At 43.8% G+C, this 18,816-nt stretch carries 15 protein-coding genes; 1 reads left to right on the top strand and 14 read right to left on the bottom strand.

What is annotated here, in order from left to right:
• Positions 1–46: 46 nt before the first annotated feature.
• From DWW81_RS10050 to DWW81_RS10025, 6 genes are all read right to left on the bottom strand, one after another.
• On the bottom strand, positions 47–313 hold the full coding sequence (locus DWW81_RS10050) for a DUF1294 domain-containing protein (RefSeq protein ID WP_242988991.1): 267 nt from the start codon (positions 311–313) through the stop codon (positions 47–49).
• A gap of 55 nt (positions 314–368) precedes the next feature.
• On the bottom strand, positions 369–4,082 hold the full coding sequence (locus DWW81_RS10045; RefSeq protein ID WP_117897646.1) for a phosphoribosylformylglycinamidine synthase: 3,714 nt from the start codon (positions 4,080–4,082) through the stop codon (positions 369–371).
• Positions 4,083–4,263: 181 nt separating this feature from the next.
• A complete protein-coding gene (locus tag DWW81_RS10040) occupies positions 4,264–5,751 on the bottom strand; it encodes an L-fucose/L-arabinose isomerase family protein (protein WP_117897647.1) in 1,488 nt (495 codons plus the stop codon).
• A 96-nt stretch (positions 5,752–5,847) separates the two neighbouring features.
• Positions 5,848–6,606: a YdcF family protein gene (locus tag DWW81_RS10035; RefSeq protein ID WP_117897648.1), complete on the bottom strand. Its 759-nt coding sequence runs from the start codon at positions 6,604–6,606 to the stop codon at positions 5,848–5,850.
• A 109-nt stretch (positions 6,607–6,715) separates the two neighbouring features.
• Positions 6,716–6,985: an HPr family phosphocarrier protein gene (locus tag DWW81_RS10030; RefSeq protein WP_046440140.1), complete on the bottom strand. Its 270-nt coding sequence runs from the start codon at positions 6,983–6,985 to the stop codon at positions 6,716–6,718.
• Positions 6,986–7,468: 483 nt separating this feature from the next.
• Complete coding sequence (locus DWW81_RS10025; RefSeq protein WP_022287796.1) at positions 7,469–7,699, bottom strand: HPr family phosphocarrier protein; 231 nt, start codon at positions 7,697–7,699, stop codon at positions 7,469–7,471.
• 250 nt (positions 7,700–7,949) lie between these two features.
• On the opposite strand from DWW81_RS10025, the gene mtaB reads away from it, so the two are divergent.
• The gene (gene mtaB / locus DWW81_RS10020) at positions 7,950–9,254 is read left to right on the top strand and encodes a tRNA (N(6)-L-threonylcarbamoyladenosine(37)-C(2))-methylthiotransferase MtaB (RefSeq protein WP_117897649.1); all 1,305 of its coding nucleotides are present in this window, start codon (positions 7,950–7,952) and stop codon (positions 9,252–9,254) included.
• A 58-nt stretch (positions 9,255–9,312) separates the two neighbouring features.
• Here the strand turns inward: mtaB and gatB are convergent, their stop codons facing one another.
• The 8 genes from gatB to DWW81_RS13405 all read right to left on the bottom strand — a co-directional run bounded on the left by gatB (position 9,313) and on the right by DWW81_RS13405 (position 18,810).
• Positions 9,313–10,749 carry an Asp-tRNA(Asn)/Glu-tRNA(Gln) amidotransferase subunit GatB gene (gene gatB, locus DWW81_RS10015; protein WP_022287798.1) on the bottom strand — a complete coding sequence of 479 codons (1,437 nt, stop codon included), beginning with the start codon at positions 10,747–10,749 and terminating at the stop codon, positions 9,313–9,315.
• Between the two features lie 17 nt (positions 10,750–10,766).
• Positions 10,767–12,218: an Asp-tRNA(Asn)/Glu-tRNA(Gln) amidotransferase subunit GatA gene (gatA, locus tag DWW81_RS10010; RefSeq protein ID WP_117897650.1), complete on the bottom strand. Its 1,452-nt coding sequence runs from the start codon at positions 12,216–12,218 to the stop codon at positions 10,767–10,769.
• A 12-nt stretch (positions 12,219–12,230) separates the two neighbouring features.
• Positions 12,231–12,500, bottom strand: coding sequence for an Asp-tRNA(Asn)/Glu-tRNA(Gln) amidotransferase subunit GatC (gatC, locus tag DWW81_RS10005; protein WP_038671471.1), 270 nt, complete (start codon positions 12,498–12,500; stop codon positions 12,231–12,233).
• A gap of 41 nt (positions 12,501–12,541) precedes the next feature.
• Complete coding sequence (ligA, locus tag DWW81_RS10000; RefSeq protein ID WP_117897651.1) at positions 12,542–14,518, bottom strand: NAD-dependent DNA ligase LigA; 1,977 nt, start codon at positions 14,516–14,518, stop codon at positions 12,542–12,544.
• A gap of 283 nt (positions 14,519–14,801) precedes the next feature.
• A complete protein-coding gene (yunB, locus tag DWW81_RS09995) occupies positions 14,802–15,431 on the bottom strand; it encodes a sporulation protein YunB (RefSeq protein WP_171028796.1) in 630 nt (209 codons plus the stop codon).
• A 55-nt stretch (positions 15,432–15,486) separates the two neighbouring features.
• Positions 15,487–17,883, bottom strand: a complete 2,397-nt coding sequence (locus DWW81_RS09990) for an endonuclease MutS2 (protein ID WP_117897653.1) — start codon at positions 17,881–17,883, stop codon at positions 15,487–15,489.
• Positions 17,884–17,927: 44 nt separating this feature from the next.
• Positions 17,928–18,668, bottom strand: a complete 741-nt coding sequence (recO, locus tag DWW81_RS09985; protein ID WP_243004735.1) for a DNA repair protein RecO — start codon at positions 18,666–18,668, stop codon at positions 17,928–17,930.
• Positions 18,643–18,810 carry a hypothetical protein gene (locus DWW81_RS13405; RefSeq protein WP_181982954.1) on the bottom strand — a complete coding sequence of 56 codons (168 nt, stop codon included), beginning with the start codon at positions 18,808–18,810 and terminating at the stop codon, positions 18,643–18,645. The genes recO and DWW81_RS13405 overlap by 26 nt, the downstream gene beginning before the upstream one ends.
• Positions 18,811–18,816 lie beyond the last annotated feature (6 nt).

The following is an 18,816-nucleotide window of genomic DNA, read 5'->3' as shown; positions in this document are numbered from 1 at the left end:
AAAAAAAAAATTAGGCAGCCGTTATCGACTACCTAAAGAACTTATTCTATTCTGCAATGACCTTGTATATGATAAATGCCCATAGTGCAAGAGAAATTATCATCACCATATAAAAATACCAGTGTTTTGTTTTGTGACGGAAAAATTCCATGCCCAGAAATCCTCCCGCAAAGCCGCCAAGCAGGCTCAGACCCAGGAGCGTTTTCTCAGGTATCCGCCATTTGTGTGCTTTTGCCTTGTGCTTATCTGCACCAAAAAGTATGAACGTCAAAAGGCTCATTGCGGAAAGATATATTATAATGTATTTCAGCATATCTTTGTCCTCATATAAACAAAGGGCGGAAAAGCTCCGCCCTCGTATTTGTTTTTTACTTGAAGTAAGCTACGCCGCTTTCAAATATCTTCTGATCCTTTTCACCAGGAACGTTCTTTGATACGCAGCAGCCCTTACGCTCTGAGTGACCCATTTTACCAAGAACACGTCCGTCAGGTGAGGTGATACCCTCGATAGCCTGGAATGATGTGTTAGGGTTGCAATGAATGTCAAATGTAGGTTCTCCGTCAAAGTCAACATACTGTGTGGCGATCTGTCCGTTTGCAGCAAGCTGTGCGATTTCCTCTGCTGTTGCAACGAAACGTCCCTCACCGTGTGAGATAGCCACGCTGTGGATATCGCCTACCTCACAACCTGCAAGCCATGGTGACTTGTTGGAAGCGATCCTTGTGTTTACCATTTTAGACTGGTGTCTTGCAATGGTGTTGAATGTCAGTGTAGGGGAGTCGTCTCTCATATCTCTTATCTCACCATATGGTACAAGACCAAGCTTGATAAGTGCCTGGAAGCCGTTGCAGATACCAAGCATAAGACCGTCACGATTTTTCAGCAGGTCATGGATAGCGTCTGTAAGTCTTGGGTTTCTCAGGAATGATACGATGAACTTGCCTGAGCCGTCAGGCTCGTCGCCACCGCTGAATCCGCCTGGGAGCATTACTATCTGTGACTCTTTTATCTTCTTCTCCATTGCGTCAACAGACTCCTTGATAGCCTGTTCTGTGAGGTTTCTTACAACGAAGATGTCAGCCTCAGCTCCTGCCTTTTCAAAGGCTCTTGCTGTATCGTATTCGCAGTTTGTGCCAGGGAATACAGGGATAAGAACCTTTGGCTTTGCCACCTTGATAGCAGGTGCAACTCTCTTGTCTGCCTTGTAGCTATACTTTTCAGGCTTTTCAGTAGGCTCTTTCACATGAACAGGATATACAGGCTCAAGCTTGCCCTCCCAAAGTGTCTGGAGCTTGTCAAGGCTTATTGTGTAATTGTCTGACTTTATCTCGTAGCTTTCTGTTGTTTCACCGATAACTCTCTCGTCAGTGTCAACGCCCTCTGCAAGCTCGATAACAAATGCGCCATAGCAAGCTCTGTAAAGTTCTTCTGCTGTGAGCTTGTCTGTGAACTTAAAGCCTATCTTGTTACCAAATGCCATTTTTGCAACAGCCTCAGATACACCGCCGTAGGATACAGCCCAGCATGAAAGCACCTTGCCCTCAGCGATAAGCTTTTCTACCTTTTCAAATACTGCCTTAAGTGAATCGAAGTTCACAAGCTTGTTGTCATCATACTCAGGCTTGATAAGAATTACCTTAGAGCCGGCCTTCTTGAATTCCTGTGAAACTACCTTGTCTGCGTCTGTTACTGATACAGCGAATGAAACAAGTGTAGGTGGAACGTCTATTTCCTCGAATGTACCGGACATTGAGTCCTTACCGCCGATAGAACCGCATCCCAGCTCTATCTGTGCCTTGTATGCACCGAGGAGAGCAGACATAGGCTTGCCCCAACGCTCAGGATCATTCTGTGTTCTCTCGAAATACTCCTGGAATGTGAGCCAGCACTTCTCATATGTACCGCCTGTTGCGATGACCTTTGCGATAGACTCAACTACTGCACTCATTGCACCATGGTATGGGCTTACAGATGAGAGATATGGGTCATAGCCCCAGCCCATAATGGACGTTGTCTTTGTATTGCCGTGAAGAACAGGGAGCTTTGCAGCCATTGCCTGTGTAGGTGTGTTCTGATATTTACCGCCGAATGGCATAAGAACTGTGTTTGCACCGATTGTTGAGTCAAATCTCTCAATAAGACCCTTCTGTGAGCAGATGTTGAGGTTTGATATCATAGACTCCCAGCGGTCAGCAGTGTCAGCGTCGTTGCTCTCTGCTGCGAAAACAGGAGCAGGGATAGAAATATCTGTGTGCTTTTCTGCACCGTTTGAGTTAAGGAACTCTCTTGTAAGGTCAACGATAGTGTTGCCGCACCAGTTCATTTTAAGTCTTGGCTCAGCAGTTACTCTTGCCACCATTGTTGCTTCAAGGTTTTCCTTTGCAGCCTCAGCCATGAACTTTTCAAGGTCGCTCTTTGCGATAACAACAGCCATTCTCTCCTGTGACTCAGAGATAGCAAGCTCAGTGCCGTCAAGACCGTCATACTTCTTTGTAACAGCGTCAAGGTTGATAGAAAGTCCGTCAGCAAGCTCGCCGATAGCAACGGAAACTCCGCCTGCGCCGAAGTCGTTGCAGCGTTTTATCATTGAAGTAACTTCAGGGTTTCTGAACAAACGCTGAAGCTTTCTTTCCTCAGGTGCGTTACCCTTCTGTACCTCAGCTCCGCAGCTTTCCAGTGAGTGGAGGTTGTGTGATTTTGAAGAGCCTGTTGCTCCGCCGCAGCCGTCACGTCCTGTTCTTCCGCCAAGGAGGATAACGATATCCTCAGGCTCAGGTCTTTCACGTCTTACGTTCTCAGCAGGAGCAGCACCTACTACGGCACCTATCTCCATTCTCTTCGCAACATAGCCCGGGTGATATATCTCGTGAACGTGACCGGTAGCAAGACCTATCTGGTTGCCATATGAAGAATAACCGTTTGCCGCACCTACAACTATCTTTCTCTGTGGAAGCTTACCTGTGATAGTGTCCTCAACAGGAACCAGCGGATTGCCTGCGCCTGTTACTCTCATTGCCTGATATACATATGAACGTCCTGACAGAGGGTCTCTGATAGCGCCACCAAGACAAGTTGCCGCACCGCCGAAAGGCTCGATCTCTGTAGGGTGGTTGTGTGTTTCGTTTTTGAACATGAGCAGCCAGTCCTCAGGATTGCCGTCAACGTCAACAGTTATCTTAACAGAGCAAGCGTTTATCTCCTCACTCTCGTCAAGGTCTTTGAGCAGACCAGCCTTTTTAAGCTGCTTTGCGCCGATACAAGCAAGATCCATAAGTGTAACAGGCTTGTCAGTTCTGCCTGCATAAAGGTCTTTTCTTGTGTTGATATAGTCTGCAAAGGTAGCAGCTATGTAGTCTGAGTCGATAGAAACGTTATCGACGATAGTGGAGAATGTAGTATGACGGCAGTGGTCAGACCAATATGTGTCTATCATTCTTATCTCAGTGATAGTAGGATTTCTCTTTTCAACGTTCTTGAAATAATCCTGACAGAACTTGATATCGTCAAAGTCCATTGCAAGACCCAAGTCTGTGAGCATGAATCTCAGGTCATCGTCTGTTGAATAGATAAAGCCCTCAACAGTCTTGACAGTGGTCGGGATAGTATACTTGATATCGAGTGTATCGAAGCAATCAAGGGAAGCTTCTCTTGACTCAACAGGGTTTATCATATAGTGCTTGATCTGGTCAAGCTCTGCTTCTGTGAGTTTGCCAGAAACGATATAAATTCTCGCTGACTTGATAGTAGGTCTTTTTCCTCCAGTGAGAAGTGAGATACACTGTGCGCAGGAATCAGCTCTCTGATCAAACTGACCTGGCAGATACTCAACTGCAAAAACAAACTCGTCAGCTTTTACAGCAGGCAGGTGATCGTAAGTAACGTCAACAGCAGGCTCAGAGAAAACGACTGGTGCTGCAAGGTCGAAATCCTCTCTTGAAAGACCCTCTGCGTCATAGCGGTTTATAACTCTCAGACCTGTAAGGTTATCAAGTCCCAGAGCTGACTTTATTCCGCCGATAAGTGAATTTGCTTCAACTGCAAATTCAGGCTTTTTTTCTACATAAATACGGTAAACAGACATGGCTACATCTCCTTATAATAGTTACCTCTATTATACTACATTTTTCGCATATTTGTCAATAAAATTCTTATTATTCGGCATGGCATATAATTATGTGTGAATAAGCGTTGGCTCACTTGTTGATTTTTTAGTTCATAAAAGCAGAAATACCGCACCATTACAGTGCGGTATCCCTAAAATATTAATCTGCAAACGGATTTTCTGTTGGATAAAGCATACCCTTTGGCTGATTGAAGCCTATGTCTGTCATGCCAAGATATGTCATAACGCTGTGGAGTGCCTTTCCATAGTGACCAAAAGCAACAGCACCGTGGTGAGGATAGTTCTTCTGAACGAGAACATGGCGGTAAAATCTGCCCATTTCGTTTATAGCGAAAATACCAATAGAGCCGAATGAACGTGTTGCCACAGGAAGAACTTCGCCCTCTGCAATATATCCTTTGAGCTGTGCGTCAGCCGTTGACTGGAAGCGGAAGAATGTTATATTTCCGTCAACGATATCGCCCTCGAGAGTACCTCTTGAAATATTAGGCTCGCTGTCTGGCTCAAGATTTCTCTTCATGATACGCTGGAACTTCATCTCAGGCTCTTTTACAAGGCATGAAGCTGTGTTTCCGCAGTGGAAGCCCATGAATGTATCCTTATGTGTGTAAGGGAACTTTCCTGCAATATCATCATTGTATATGTCCGCAGGAACAGTGTTGTTGATGTCAAGGAGCGTAACAGGCTTCTGTGATACACAAACGCCTATGTATTCGCTGACAGCACCGTAGATATCTACTTCGCAGGCAACAGGAATGCCTATCTTTGTAAGTCTTGAATTAACATAGCAAGGAACGAAGCCAAACTGCGTCTGGAATGCAGGCCAGCACTTGTTTGCAAATACAACATATTTCCTTGAGCCTTTGTGAGCTTCTGCCCAGTCAAGAAGGGTAAGCTCATACTGCGCAAGTCTTGGAAGAATGCCTGCCATTTTATTGCCCTTGCCAAGCTCTGCTTCCATGTCAGCCACAACAGCAGATATTCTCTCATCGCCGGCATGGGCGTTGAATGACTCGAAAAGGTCAAGCTCTGAGTTTTCTTCTATCTCGATACCCATGTTGTAGAGCTGTCTGATAGGTGCGTTGCAGGCAAGAAAGTCCTGCGGACGTGGTCCGAATGAGATTATCTTCAGATCCTTAAGACCGAGGATAGCCCTTGCAACTGGAACGAATTCGCTTATCATCTTTGCGCACTCGTCAGGTGTACCAACAGGGTACTCAGGGATATAAGCCTTGATGTTTCTCAGTGCAAGGTTATAGCTTGCGTTGAGCATTCCGCAGTAAGCGTCGCCTCTGTTGTCGATAAGTGCATCACCGCATGGTTCTTCAGCGGCCGCAACGAACATAACAGGACCGCCAAACTTCTTTGCTAGAAGTGTTTCTGAGGACTCAGGTCCGAAGTTTCCGAGATATACAACAAGTGCGTTACAGCCTGCTGCATTCACCTCGTCAAGGGCTTTGAGCATATCATTCTCGTTCTCCACAACTGTAGGACATTCGTAGATATCTCCGTAAGCCTTTTTGTACTCCTGACAGACCTTGATACGTCTTGATTCTGAAAGCGACATAGGGAAGCAATCTCTTGAAACTGCAACGATGCCAAGTTTTACTTCTGGTATATTTTTCATGTTTTAACCTCCGATTTTCATTTATTTATGACTTTATTCTAGCATACCTTTGTGCTGTTTTCAATAGCTTTTTGTGCAAATTTTCGTGAAATTTAGTTAGCTGCCCAGCATGAAAAAGTGCGTTAGCCCAAGCCACTCTCTCACCCAATATGTGAACAGGTATCGTGGCTCGGTGTAGGCTGAATAAGCGGTGACATTCTCCACACCCTGAGCCTTTGCTATAAGGCTTGCACGGTATTGATGAAAGCCGTCTGTGACGATAGTCATATCATGGCTCATGCCGAGTTCATCGAGTATCTTGAGAGAGTTTTGGATATTTTCGTAAGTTGAAGTGGACTTGTCCTCCATTATTATCCTGTCGCTGTCCATGCCTTTTTCTAGCAGGTAATTTTTCATTGCCAAGGCTTCGCTTATTTTCTCATCATCACCCTTGCCACCTGAAACTATACAAAGCGTATCGGGATTGTCGTTCATAGCCGTAATTGCAGCGTCAAGTCGTCTGCGTAACATTCGTGAGGGGCGTTCGCCTTTTACCTGACAGCCAAGCACAACTATAACATTGGCTTTTTCGGGACGGTTTTCCTGCGCTTTGTACATAAGTATGGAAAGAATAGCCACATATATTATCCCAGCAAGTATCAATGTGCTTACAAAGATAAGCCCGAATTTACCTGCGCCATGTCCCCATATTTTTAATATAATACCGCAGAATTTTGTCCAGTTTGCTGTTATGAGCATTAGCATCACCGAAACGATAATGCCAAGCAGGTTGCCCGAACATATAACAGGAAATGGTACAAGAAACAGAAACAACAGCAAAGTTTCCAGTGCAAGCAATATTATTTTTACGCTCATTAGTTATCTCCTTGTCTTTTTTGTACTATTATAACATATAGCTCTTGTGATTACAAGGGCAAAAGAGAAAAGCGCTCCGCAGCAGCAGAACGCTTTTATAAGGAATGATCTAAGTTGAGATCAGATCACCGAATTTTTCGAGAAAATCACGCTTGTCGTCATATTTAGCTACCAGCGATACAGTTTTCTTTGTGCCAAGACCGAAAATACCCATAAGTGATTTTGGATTGAGTATTTTTGTTCCTGACTGCACCACCAGATCGTATTTGCAGCTTAAAGCCGCTTCATGCAAAGTCTTGATGTCATTAAGATCGTTTATCCTGATATAAGCTTTGATCATGTTCGTGATTATGCCCTTTGGCATATCCTCCTTTCGCAATAATAACCTCTGAAAAAGTAAAAAGAACCGAAAATTTCTGAGATTTTCGTTTCTTTTTACATTGGCAACAGCAGTTCTATACTTATATGTCACATATCTTAATCTATATATAATTATATGTCAGTGTGAACAAATAGTAAACAGATATTGTGTAAAATATTATATACGAAGATATTAATATGAATTTTACTTATTTCATGTTAATTTGTTATATAAAATTTGGATAATTAATCATGTTAAAACGTTTTAGTTAATGTGGAACTTATATAAAAGCTATAACAAATTAGCTAAAAGTTTTCTTATTACGAAAATCTCAAACGTTTTATATGCGTTTTGAATGAAAATACAACAAAAGTAGAAAGTATATATTCGTAAATATATTAAACTATATGATGAGATTTTGCAAAAATGCGAAATCGTTTAAATTTTGCAACAAAAAAAGCACTGAGCTTTTAAAACTCAGTGCTTTCGTGATATCAAAGTTTAGTCAACAATAAATTCTTTGATCTCGTCAAGGAATTTAGTAGCGTCGTCTGTGTGTGCTACGAGCTGGATAGGATTTGAAAGGTCAAGGCTGAAAATACCCATAATTGACTTAGCGTCAACTGCATATCTTCCTGACGCAAGATCCACATCAAAGTCGTACATAGAAACTACGCTTACAAACTTCTTTACCGCTGCAATGGAATCGAGCATGATTTTTACCTTTGTCATAAATATTCCTCCTTCAGAATGATCGGTATATCCGATCTTGATTCCCACATAAATTCTGTAGATCTTTTCTCTACAATTTATATTATAAACGATTTTTCTGATTTGTCAATGGATATTTGCAAAAAAAAATAAAATATGGTACAATAGTCAAGAGTGATAAAAATCAAAGTTTAGATTTATGCAATATGCACATATATTACTGTGATTTATTGTGCATTATAAACATTTGGCTACTGAAAGGAAATCAAATATGAAAGCCTTTTTCTATACATTCGGCTGCAAGGTAAATCAATATGAAACAGAAAATATAAAGGAAGCAATGCTGTCCGAGGGGTATGAGGTCACTGAGGATTATGCTGATGCAGAGGTCTGTGTTGTAAATACCTGCACTGTTACCGCTCAGTCGGACTCAAAATGCCGACAGCTTATCCACAAGATAAAAAAAGCTAATCCTGAGTGTCTGATAGTTTTGGCAGGCTGTTTTCCGCAGGCTTTTGAAAAGGAAGCTTCTGCTCTTGACGAGTGCGGTATCATAGTTGGCACAGGTGCAAAAAAGGAAATACCTGCCCTTATAAAAAGGTATATCACAAGTGGCGAGCGTATTATCAGGATAGTTCCTCGTGAGAGGGGAGAGGCTTTTGAGAAAATGACAAACTCAGGTGCTGACCAAAAAACTCGTGCGTATATCAAAATTCAAGACGGCTGTGATCAGTATTGCACCTACTGTATTATCCCCACTGCGAGAGGACACATCTGCTCAAAACCTTTGGTGGATATCGCTCCCGAAGTTCAGCAGCTCGTTGACTCAGGTCACAAGGAGATAATCCTCACGGGCATAAATCTTTGCTGTTACGGCAGAGACTTCAAAAACGGCACACGGCTCATTGACGCTGTTGAAGCCGCCTGCGGCTGTGATGGCGATTACAGAGTGCGTATCGGCTCTGTTGAGCCTGAGCTTATTTCAGATGAAGATATCCTGCGAATGTCAAAGCTTGAAAAACTCTGTCCGCATTTTCATCTTTCCCTGCAAAGCGGTTGTGATGAAACGCTTAAACGTATGAACCGCCACTATGATACGGCGGAGTATGCTGAGCTTTGTGAGAAGCTTCGCAGGTATTTTCCAAACTGCGCTATAACCACCGACATAATGGTGGGCTTTCCACAGGAAACTGACGAGGAATTTGAAAAGTCGCTGGCATTTGCAAAGAAGATATCTTTTGCAGAAACGCATATTTTCCCGTATTCACGCAGGCCTACCACTGTTGCCGACAAAATGAAAGGTCAGCTCGACCGCAAGACCAAGCACAGTCGTGCGGCTCAAATGGCAGATGTATGCAACGAAACAAAGGCTTTGTATCTCAAAAGCCTTGTTGGCACAGTGCAGGAGGTTTTGTTTGAAAAGGAAACAAGCTCTCAGTGGCACCAAGGTCATGCGCCAAATTATGTTACCGTGAAGATTCCAAGGGACAGCGAGGACGTTTCTTTACGTCGACAGCTTTTAAAGATAGAGATAACCTCGTCAGATGGCGAGTTTTGTTACGGAAAACTTATATGAGTACAAAAAAGAGGACCGCAAATGCGATCCTCTTTCGTTATATCAGATTTTTCTGTGCTCAGCCAAGCTTTGCAAGAATTATCTCTTTCATTTTTCCAGGGTTAGCCTTGCCCTTTGAAGCCTTCATGCACTGACCAACAAGATAGCCAAGTGCATTTGTCTTTCCGCCCTTGTAGTCATTTACAGACTTTTCGTTTGCGGCAAGAACTTCGTCAGCGATCTTTTCAAGTGCGCTGTCATCAGAGACCTGTGCAAGACCCTGCTCCTCGATAATGTCGCTTACCTTTTTGTCTTCCTCGAGAAGAACTGCAAAAACTTTCTTTCCGCCAGCGTTTGAGATAGTCTTTGCCTCGATAGCAGCGGCAAGGTCAGTAAGATTGTCAGCAGTGAGCTTTGTATCTTCGAGAGTCTTGCCTGTTGCGTTCATGTACTTAACAAGGTCGCCAAGTATCCATGTTGTATAGCACTTTGCTGGGAACTTGTCCTTTGCCATGCAATCGTCAAAAAGCTTTGCAAGGGAAACTGACTCAGCGATAAACGTTGCGTCCTTTATGTTAAGACCGAACTTCTTTACATATCTGAGTATCTTTACGTTTGGAAGCTCTGGGATACTCTTTTTAAGCTCGTCAACACGCTCCTGCTCAACAACGATAGTGAGCAGGTCCGGCTCAGGGAAGTAACGATAATCCTGTGCGTCTTCTTTTGAACGCATTGGAATGCTCATTCCCTTTTCGTCGTCCCAACGGCGAGTTTCCTGCTCGACCTTTCCGCCTGCTTCAAGAACAGCTATCTGTCTTTCTACCTCGTAGTCGATACCTCTTACAGCGGCAGAGAAGCTGTTTACGTTCTTCATCTCAGAACGTGTGCCGAATGGCTCGCCAGGCTTGTGAACAGATACGTTTACATCACATCTGATAGAGCCTTCCTGCATCTTACAGTCGCATATGCCAAGATACTGTAGGATAGATTTAAGCGTTTCAAGATAAACCTTTGCTTCCTGTGAGGAACGCATATCAGGCTCAGAAACTATCTCGATAAGCGGAACACCGCAGCGGTTAAGGTCAACAAGTGATACACCATGGAACTTGTCAGAGTGGAGCAGCTTACCTGCGTCCTCCTCGATGTGTATTCTTGTGATACCTATTCTTCTTTCCTCGCCGTCAACAAGGATATCAACATAACCCTTGCCGCAGAGAGGAACTTCTGCCTGTGATATCTGATAAGCCTTTGGCAAGTCAGGGTAGAAATAGTTCTTTCTGTCCTGCTTGCAGACACGGTTTATCTCGCAGTTGAGTGCGTGACCCATTCTTATTGCATAATCAACTACCTTTTCGTTAAGAGTAGGCAGTGTGCCAGGCATACCCATGCAGATAGGGCAAACCTGTGAATTGACTTCAAGACCGAACTGGTTCTTGCAGTCGCAGTATATTTTAGACTCGGTATTAAGCTCAGCATGAGTTTCAAGACCGATTACAACTTCGTAGCCTTTTACCATTTTTGTGACCCCTTTCCTTAAAGCTCAGGCATTTTGAATCCGCCAACAAGCTGCTCATAAGCATAAGCTGTGTTAAGCAGACGCTGCTCTGTAAACTTTCCGCCGATAAGCTGCATACCAACAGGCAGACCCTTGTCGTCATATGCACAAGGAATGCTTATTGCAGGCAGACCTGCAATGTTCACTGTAACAGTGCAGATATCGTTTGCGTACATTTTAAGGGGATCGTCAGTGTTTTCACCGATCTTGAAAGCTGTTGACGGAACTGTAGGAGTAGCGATAACGTCAACGTCAGCGAACTGAGATGCGAACTCCTGCATTATTCTCTTCTGAACGAGCTTTGCTTTCTTATAGTAAGCGTCATAGAAACCTGATGAAAGCACGAATGTGCCGAGCATTATTCTTCTCTTTACTTCGTCGCCGAAGCCCTCTGAACGTGTTCTTTCGTACATATCAACAAGTCCGTCATATTCTTCAGCTCTAAAGCCGTATCTTACACCATCAAATCTTGCAAGGTTTGATGAAGCTTCTGCAGAAGAAATGATGTAGTATGATGAAAGTGCATAATCTGTAGACGGCAGAGAAATCTCCTTTACAGTTGCGCCCTGCTTTTCAAGCTCTTTCACAGCGTTCATTACAGACTGCTTAACGAATGGGTCGATACCCTCACCGAAATACTCTTTTGGTATACCGATCCTCAGACCCTTTACGTCAGCTTTAAGGTCAGCCGCAAAATCAGGATACTCTCTATAGGAAGAAGTAGCGTCATACTTGTCATGACCAACGATAGCAGACTGTACCATAGCAACGTCCTTTACGCACTTGCCAAGAGGTCCGATCTGATCCAGTGATGAAGCGAAAGCAACAAGACCATATCTTGAAACGCTGCCGTATGTAGGCTTCAGACCTACAACGCCGCAGTATGAAGCAGGCTGTCTGATAGATCCGCCAGTGTCAGAGCCAAGAGTAACGATAGCTTCCTTTGCAGCAACAGCGGCAGCAGATCCGCCTGATGAACCGCCAGGTATCCTCTCTGTATCAAATGGGTTTTTAGTAGGCTTAAAATGTGAGTTCTCGGTTGATGAACCCATAGCGAACTCGTCCATGTTGAGCTTGCCTGTTACAACGATATCGTCAAGCTTGTTCATTACAGTTGCATTGAAAGGCGGAACATAGTTTCCAAGCATTTTTGATGCACAAGTTGTTCTCAGACCCTTTGTTGAGATATTATCCTTGATACCAACAGGTATACCAGCCAAAGGTGAAAGCTCTTCGCCCTTTGCAAGCTTTTCATCTATCTCAGCGGCTTTTTTCATAGCGTTTTCTTCGTCAAGTGTCAGATAAGCGTCTACCTTGCCCTCAACTGCTTTTATTCTGTCAAAAACAGACTTTGTAAGCTCTGCGGAGCTTATTTCCTTGTTCTTTATCATTTCTGACAAGTCGCAGGCATTTCTTTCAAAAAGTTCCAATTATAACACTCCTTACTCTACTGTTTTAGGCACGACAAGACAGCCTGCCTTTACCTGAGGAGCGTTCTGCATAAGCTCCTGTCTTGTGAATTTATCCTGAACAGCCACGTCTTTTCTGAGTATCATCGGGTTGTCAGGGTCAAGGGTCATTTCGTCCTGAATGTCGGGGAGCTTTTCAACCATTCCCACGATGTTCTGCATTTCTGACTCAAACTTATCAAGCTGATCGTCTTCGATGCGAAGTCTTGCCAGCTTGGCAATGTGTTTAATGTCAATGTTCATTTTACATTCCTCCTGTTTTATTTATATAAAAAGATATTATCTTATTTTATCATATCCTTGAACTGTTCTTCTGTGATTATTTCGATACCGAGCTGCTGAGCTTTATCAAGCTTGCTTCCTGCTTCCTCACCTGCAAGAACATAGTCCGTTTTTTTGGACACCGAGCCGCTTGCCTTGCCACCGTATTTCTCAATGAGTGCTTTTGCTTCGCTTCTTTTCAGTGTCGGCAAAGTGCCTGTGAGTACAAATGTCTTTCCTGCAAAGCGGTCGTCTATCTGTATCTTCTCATACTTTGTGTTTATCCCACATTCTTTGAGCCTTTGGATAAGCTCTATCATATGCTCTTCATGGAAAGCGTTGTAAACGCTTTGCGCCATTACGCCGCCAAAGCCGTCTATCTCGGATATCTGCTCAGCGGAAGCGTTCATGATGTTGTCTAGGTCGCCGAACTTGTCGCACAGAAGCTTCGCAGAAGCCTGTCCGATATTTCTTATGCCCAGGCCAAACACCAATCTGTCCAAAGAATTGGACTTTGACTTTTCTATAGCACTAAGCAGATTGTTCACTGATTTTTCCTTGAAGTTGTCAAGCTGTAAAAGCTTGTTTTCGCTCAGAGTGTAAAGGTCAGCCACAGAGGTGATAAGCTTATTGTCAAGAAGGGTGTGAACTATCTGCGGACCAAGACCGTCAATGTTCATTGCACCCTTTGAAGCAAAGTGAACAATGCTTCTGAATATCTGGGCAGGGCAGTCAACGTTCGGACACCTTACCGCCGCTTCTTCCTCGGACTTCACAAGCTTTGTTCCGCATACAGGACAGCACTCAGGGAGCGTGAAAACTCCGTCGCCATGCTTTTCCACAGAGCCAAGCACCTCTGGAATGATATCTCCTGCCTTGCGCACCTTGATGATATCCCCCACGGAAATGTTTTTCTCTCTTATAAAATCCTGATTGTGTAGGGTCGCCCTTGAAACGCTCGTTCCTGCAAGAAAAACAGGCTCAAACACAGCCACAGGTGTTATAGCACCTGTTCTGCCCACGTTAAGCTCGATATCAAGGAGCTTTGAGGTCTTTTCCTCGGGCGGAAACTTGTAAGCCACAGCCCACTTTGGCACTTTTGCAGTTGCACCAAGTATCTCACGCTGCCTGAAATCATCGACCTTTATAACAACGCCGTCAATATCGAACGGCAGGTCAAAACGCTTTTCTCCGATAGCCTTTATGCAGCCTATGACCTCATCAGCGGTAGACACACGCTTGTAATCAGGGATAGTCTTGAATCCCAGTGTTTTCAGATAGTCAAGAGACTCCTTGTGGGAAGTAAGCTCCTTGCCCTCTATTTGCTGAACATTGAACACAAAGATATCAAGCTTTCTTTTTGCCGCTATCTTAGGGTCTTTCTGTCTAAGAGAACCTGCGGCGGCGTTTCTAGGGTTTTTGAAAGGCTGCTCGTCATTATCCTCCTGCTCTTTAACAAGCTTCAAAAAAACATTTCTCGGCATATATGTTTCACCTCTGACTTCTATCAAAGGCAGTTCCTCGTTTATTTTTATAGGAATGGACTTTACAGTTTTAAGATTAGAAGTAACGTCCTCGCCCACAAAGCCGTCACCACGGGTAGAACCTATGGCAAGCTCACCGTTATGATATTCAAGGGATACCGAAAGTCCGTCTATTTTAGGCTCAACAACGAATTGCGGTTTATCCACAGTCTGCTGAACTGTCTCAATAAAGCTTCTCACCTGTTCAAATGAAAAAACGTCCTGCAAAGAACCCATTTGCACACGGTGTGTGACTTTCTCAAATATTGATATCGCCTTGCCGCCTACACGCTGAGTAGGGGAGTCGCTTCTGATAAACTGCGGAAACTGCTCCTCAAGACCCTTTAGTTCCTGCTGGAGCATATCGTATTCATAGTCTGTGATCTCGTTCCTGTCCTCAACATAGTAAAGCTGAGAGTGATAATTCAAAAGCTTCACAAGCTCGTCTATACGTTTTTTAGCTTCCTGTTCGTTCAAAATAACACAACTCCATTTCTGCCAACTTTTTACGGCATATCATACGCAGGGCAATACCACATAAGGATTGTACGCAAGATGCGTAGCCGGATTTTTCGTTAGCTTGTATAGAAACGATGTAGGAATACTTTCGTATTTCAAGGAGTTTCTGTGCGAGATAACGGAAAATCTGCAAGCAGATTGCGTGCAAAGCCGTTAGGCGTGCCTTATGCGGTATTGCCCTTTATATTATACCATAATTGCTGGTGAAATACAAGCCTTTTTTCTGTAAACGGCGAAAAAATCAGCCTTTTCCCTTGTCTAAGTACATATCAGGTATCTCCCCTACGATAACAGTTTCGCTTACGGGATAGTCGTAGCTCACCACGATATCCGTAGAGTGTGCAGGAAGAATGGCTGTCATTTCTATGGTCACAGTGAGATAGAGGCTGTATTTTGTCTGATTTATCCCTGCTTCCGTTAAATCGCTTTTAAGCTCTGTTTTTGCCGCACCTATCTGATGAAGCCGCAGTGGTATGTCAAAACCTCTGCCTGTGAGGATATTTATTCCTGAAAGTGTGCCGATGGGTACGCTGAGTTTTGTACCCTCAAGCTGTGAAAGGCTTTCGTTCACAGCTTTTGAAACACTGCTTTGAAGCCTGTTCACAGCGTTCGTGTCGCTGTTTATGGAGGTTATCCTGCCGTCAGTTTCAGATATCTTTATATAACTGCTCTGGGGCAGTTTTTCAAGCTCTCTGTTTATGGCCGCATTTATCACGTCAAGTGCCGCCTGCTTGCTTTCAAACTCACTTATTTCGCTGATGTGCCTTGAAAGCTGTGCAAAAAACACCGTCGTGAGCAGTGCAAGAATAATAACGACAGCAAGAATTATGTATGAAATTCTGTTCTTGAAAGAACGCTTGTGAACGCTCAAAAAAATCACCGCCTTTGGCTTATTATATACCAAAATGCGGTGATATGTGATTATTTTACTTTAATTCAACGATAGTTACTCCGTCCTCGCCCTCTCCGTAAACGCCTTTTCTGAATGATTTTACAGAAGGGTGGTGTTTAAGCGCACGCCTTATGGCATCACGGAGAATACCAGTGCCTCTGCCGTGGATTATGGTAAGCATCGTCACCCCTGACATGATAGCGTCAGAAATAAACTGCTCCATTTCGTGAACGCCCTCGTCAGCGGCATAGCCCCTGATATCAAGCTCGGTGGATACCTTTCGTGTCATACGGCTCTCAATGCCGTTTTTGGATACTCCGCCTTTTTTTACAGACTTCTTTGTCTGCTTTTGCGGCTGTTGTTTTTCAATAAGCTGAAGCTTCTTTACATCTATCTTGGTTTTCATTATGCCTGCCTGAATGAAGCACATTCCGCTGTTGTCAGGGGGCGTTATAATGATACCCTTTCTGTTTGTGTCAACGATAAGCACATTGTCGCCCTTTTTCAGTGGCCTTGGCAGCACATATCCCTCGTTCCTGCTTTCAGAAACAGGGTTAGCCTCGCTGTAAAGCTTGTTCATTGTGGACTTCTGCTTGTGCCTTGCGTCAATGGCTTTCTGAGTGAAGTTCGGATTTTCTTTCTCTTTTCTCAGTTTGTCAAGCTCGTCAACAAGCGCCTGCGACTCACGCTGAACACGATTTACGATCTGCTGAGCCTCACGTCTTGCCTTTTCAAGCTCGGCTTCTTTCTGATCGTAGAATTTTTCTTTCTGCTCTGCAAGCTCTTTTCTGAGAGCCTCGCTTTCCACACGGTATTTCTCCGCAAGCCTGTTGTTTTCTTCAAGCTGTATTCTTGTGCGTTCAAGATTGTCTATGATAGTTTCGAACTTTCTGTTATCCTCAGAAATAAGCGATTCAGCGTACTTGATTATATCCTTGTCGATACCAAGACTTTCAGAGATAGCAAAAGCGTTGGACTTACCGGGTGAGCCTATGATAAGCCTGTATGTCGGGTGCAAAGTCTGCACGTTAAACTCGCATGAAGCGTTCTCAACGTCAGGAGTGTCGATAGCGTACATTTTAAGCTCCTGATAGTGAGTAGTTGTAACAAGGGTCGCACCGAATATCCTTATGCGTTCGATTATAGCTACCGCCAACGCAGCACCCTCCACAGGGTCAGTGCCTGAACCAAGCTCGTCAAGAAGCACAAGGCTTTCGCTGTCTGCTTCGTCAAGTATGGTTTTTACTCTGCTTATGTGAGAAGAGAAGGTAGACAGATTGTTTTCTATAGACTGCTGGTCGCCGATATCAACGAGCACGTTTTTATATACTGATATTCTGCTTCCGTCTGACGCAGGGATAAGCAGACCGCACATTGTCATAAGCGTGAGCAGACCCACAGTTTTAAGCACAACTGTTTTACCGCCCGTGTTAGGACCTGTTATTATCAGGGAGTGATAGTCAGTGCCAATAGAAAAGTTTATAGGCACGACCTTTTTGGGGTCGATAAGAGGGTGACGTGCCTTGTTCAGCACGATAACACCGTCATTGGATATCTCAGGGAGCATTGCTCTCATTTTTGCACCGAGGTTTGCCTTTGCAAAATAAAGGTTAAGCTCTGTTACCGCATTGTAGTTTGAAATGAGCTGGTCTTTCATTTCGGCACATTCCATAGAAAATTCAGCGATTATCCTGTGTATCTCGTCCTGCTCCTGACCCTGCAAAATTCTGATATCATTGTTTGCCTCCACAACTGACATAGGCTCGATAAAAAGCGTTGAGCCTGTTGCGGAGGTGTCATGAACAAGACCGCTGACATTGCCCTTGAACTCAGTCTTTACCGGAAGAACGAAACGTCCGTCACGCATTGTGACGATGCTCTCCTGCAAATATTTCTGAGTGCTCGGGGATTTTATCATCTTGTCAAGGGTCTCTCTTATCTTAAGCCCTGAACGTGTTATCTTCTGTCTTATGCTTCTCAGCTCCGCACTTGCGTCGTCAGAAAGCTTTGTGTCATCTATGATAGCCGTTTCAAGTCGCTGCTGCAAAAACTTGTTTGGATAGAGCATTTCAAAGAGATATGAAAGGGAAGTGTCCTTGTTCTCACACTGCTCATACCAGTGGTGAAGCTCATAGGTCTGCGCAAGCAAGCGTCTTATCTGGATAAGCTCTCCAAGAGAAAGCACACCGCCTGCTTCGGCTCTTTTGATGTAAGTTGATACGTCATTTATGTTGTAGAAATTCGGCGTGCCGTATCTCACGCTGAGTTCAAGTGCTTCGGCGGTCTTGCCTGTTTCTTTCTTGACCGTGTAAAGATCAGAACAAGGCTTTATCCCCAAAGCCATTTTTTTCGTTTTCTCGTTGGAGCATTCTTTTGAAAGCATTTCAAGAATTTTGTTCAGCTCCAGCGAATCGTAAAATCTTTCGTCCATTATATATACCTCAAAATATGACAATAGGCAAAGCTACGCAATGCCTACAAAAGTCTGTAAAAATCAAGCGACGGAAACTTGCCTTTCAGATTATATCTAACAAACCGCTCTGTAAAAGCCGTCAGCTTTTTCTGATATCTTTCGCTTATCTTGAAAGCAAAAAGCCGCTCATATTCCGTCAGTGCAATAAATCGGACTATGTATAGCATAGTCCTGTCTAATTCAATATCGTAAATGCTGTCAGGATTATAACAGCACTTGTCACACTCCAAGACACCTGTTGACAGATTGAAGTGCATAATGTCAGCTTCATACGCCATGCAAACCGAACAGCCAAGAAGCGCAGGTCTTAATCCTGCTTCGCACAGCAGACGAAACTCAAATATAGATTTGAGAAGTTCGTTATCCCTGTCGCCTTTATCGAGAAAATAAAGTGTGTTCAGCGTCAGCCGCATTATCTCGTCACAGCCGCTTTCCTCTGTTCGTATATACATGAGAAGCTCAGAAAAGTAAGAGGCAAGAGCCGTTTTTTTAGGGTCGAGCCTGATGTTGTAAAAAAGCTTCTCTGATTCACTGCTGTTGAGAAAAAACATTGATTGGTCTTTAGAGTTCTTCTTTTCCTCAACGCACAGCTTAGAGTATGCAAAAAGCTGCGTTGATGACGCATTTTTCGTGCTTTTCCTGCCTCCACGAACAAATATATCTATGACTCCACGCTCTGCTGTGAGAACAGTGACGGATTTGCTTGTTTCGCCCCTGTCATTTTCTCTCAGTATCAGTCCCATAAAGGTCAGCATTGTCAGTATCCTCTTTTCTGTGTGCGGCATATGTGAGATAATCCTCTATCCTGCCGCTTTCAAAGAACTTGTCCCATAAAGTCATGATATTCACCGCCTTACTGATATTATCAGCTTTTTTGGCGGTCATTATAAG

Origin of the sequence: Ruminococcus sp. AF17-1AC, from assembly GCF_003461385.1 — a bacterium.
GTDB lineage: Bacteria > Bacillota > Clostridia > Oscillospirales > Ruminococcaceae > Hominimerdicola > Hominimerdicola aceti.
The sequence above is the reverse complement of the archived record's forward strand: the minus strand, read 5'-3'. Positions and strand labels throughout refer to the sequence as shown.

Coding starts and splice junctions, on each gene's coding strand:
- DWW81_RS10050 (WP_242988991.1), bottom strand. CDS start 313: ATGCTGAAATACATTATAATATATCTTTCCGCAATGAGCCTTTTGACG.
- DWW81_RS10045 (WP_117897646.1), bottom strand. CDS start 4,082: ATGTCTGTTTACCGTATTTATGTAGAAAAAAAGCCTGAATTTGCAGTT.
- DWW81_RS10040 (WP_117897647.1), bottom strand. CDS start 5,751: ATGAAAAATATACCAGAAGTAAAACTTGGCATCGTTGCAGTTTCAAGA.
- DWW81_RS10035 (WP_117897648.1), bottom strand. CDS start 6,606: ATGAGCGTAAAAATAATATTGCTTGCACTGGAAACTTTGCTGTTGTTT.
- DWW81_RS10025 (WP_022287796.1), bottom strand. CDS start 7,699: ATGACAAAGGTAAAAATCATGCTCGATTCCATTGCAGCGGTAAAGAAG.
- mtaB (WP_117897649.1), top strand. CDS start 7,950: ATGAAAGCCTTTTTCTATACATTCGGCTGCAAGGTAAATCAATATGAA.
- gatB (WP_022287798.1), bottom strand. CDS start 10,749: ATGGTAAAAGGCTACGAAGTTGTAATCGGTCTTGAAACTCATGCTGAG.
- gatC (WP_038671471.1), bottom strand. CDS start 12,500: ATGAACATTGACATTAAACACATTGCCAAGCTGGCAAGACTTCGCATC.
- DWW81_RS09990 (WP_117897653.1), bottom strand. CDS start 17,883: ATGGACGAAAGATTTTACGATTCGCTGGAGCTGAACAAAATTCTTGAA.
- recO (WP_243004735.1), bottom strand. CDS start 18,668: ATGGGACTGATACTGAGAGAAAATGACAGGGGCGAAACAAGCAAATCC.
- DWW81_RS13405 (WP_181982954.1), bottom strand. CDS start 18,810: ATGACCGCCAAAAAAGCTGATAATATCAGTAAGGCGGTGAATATCATG.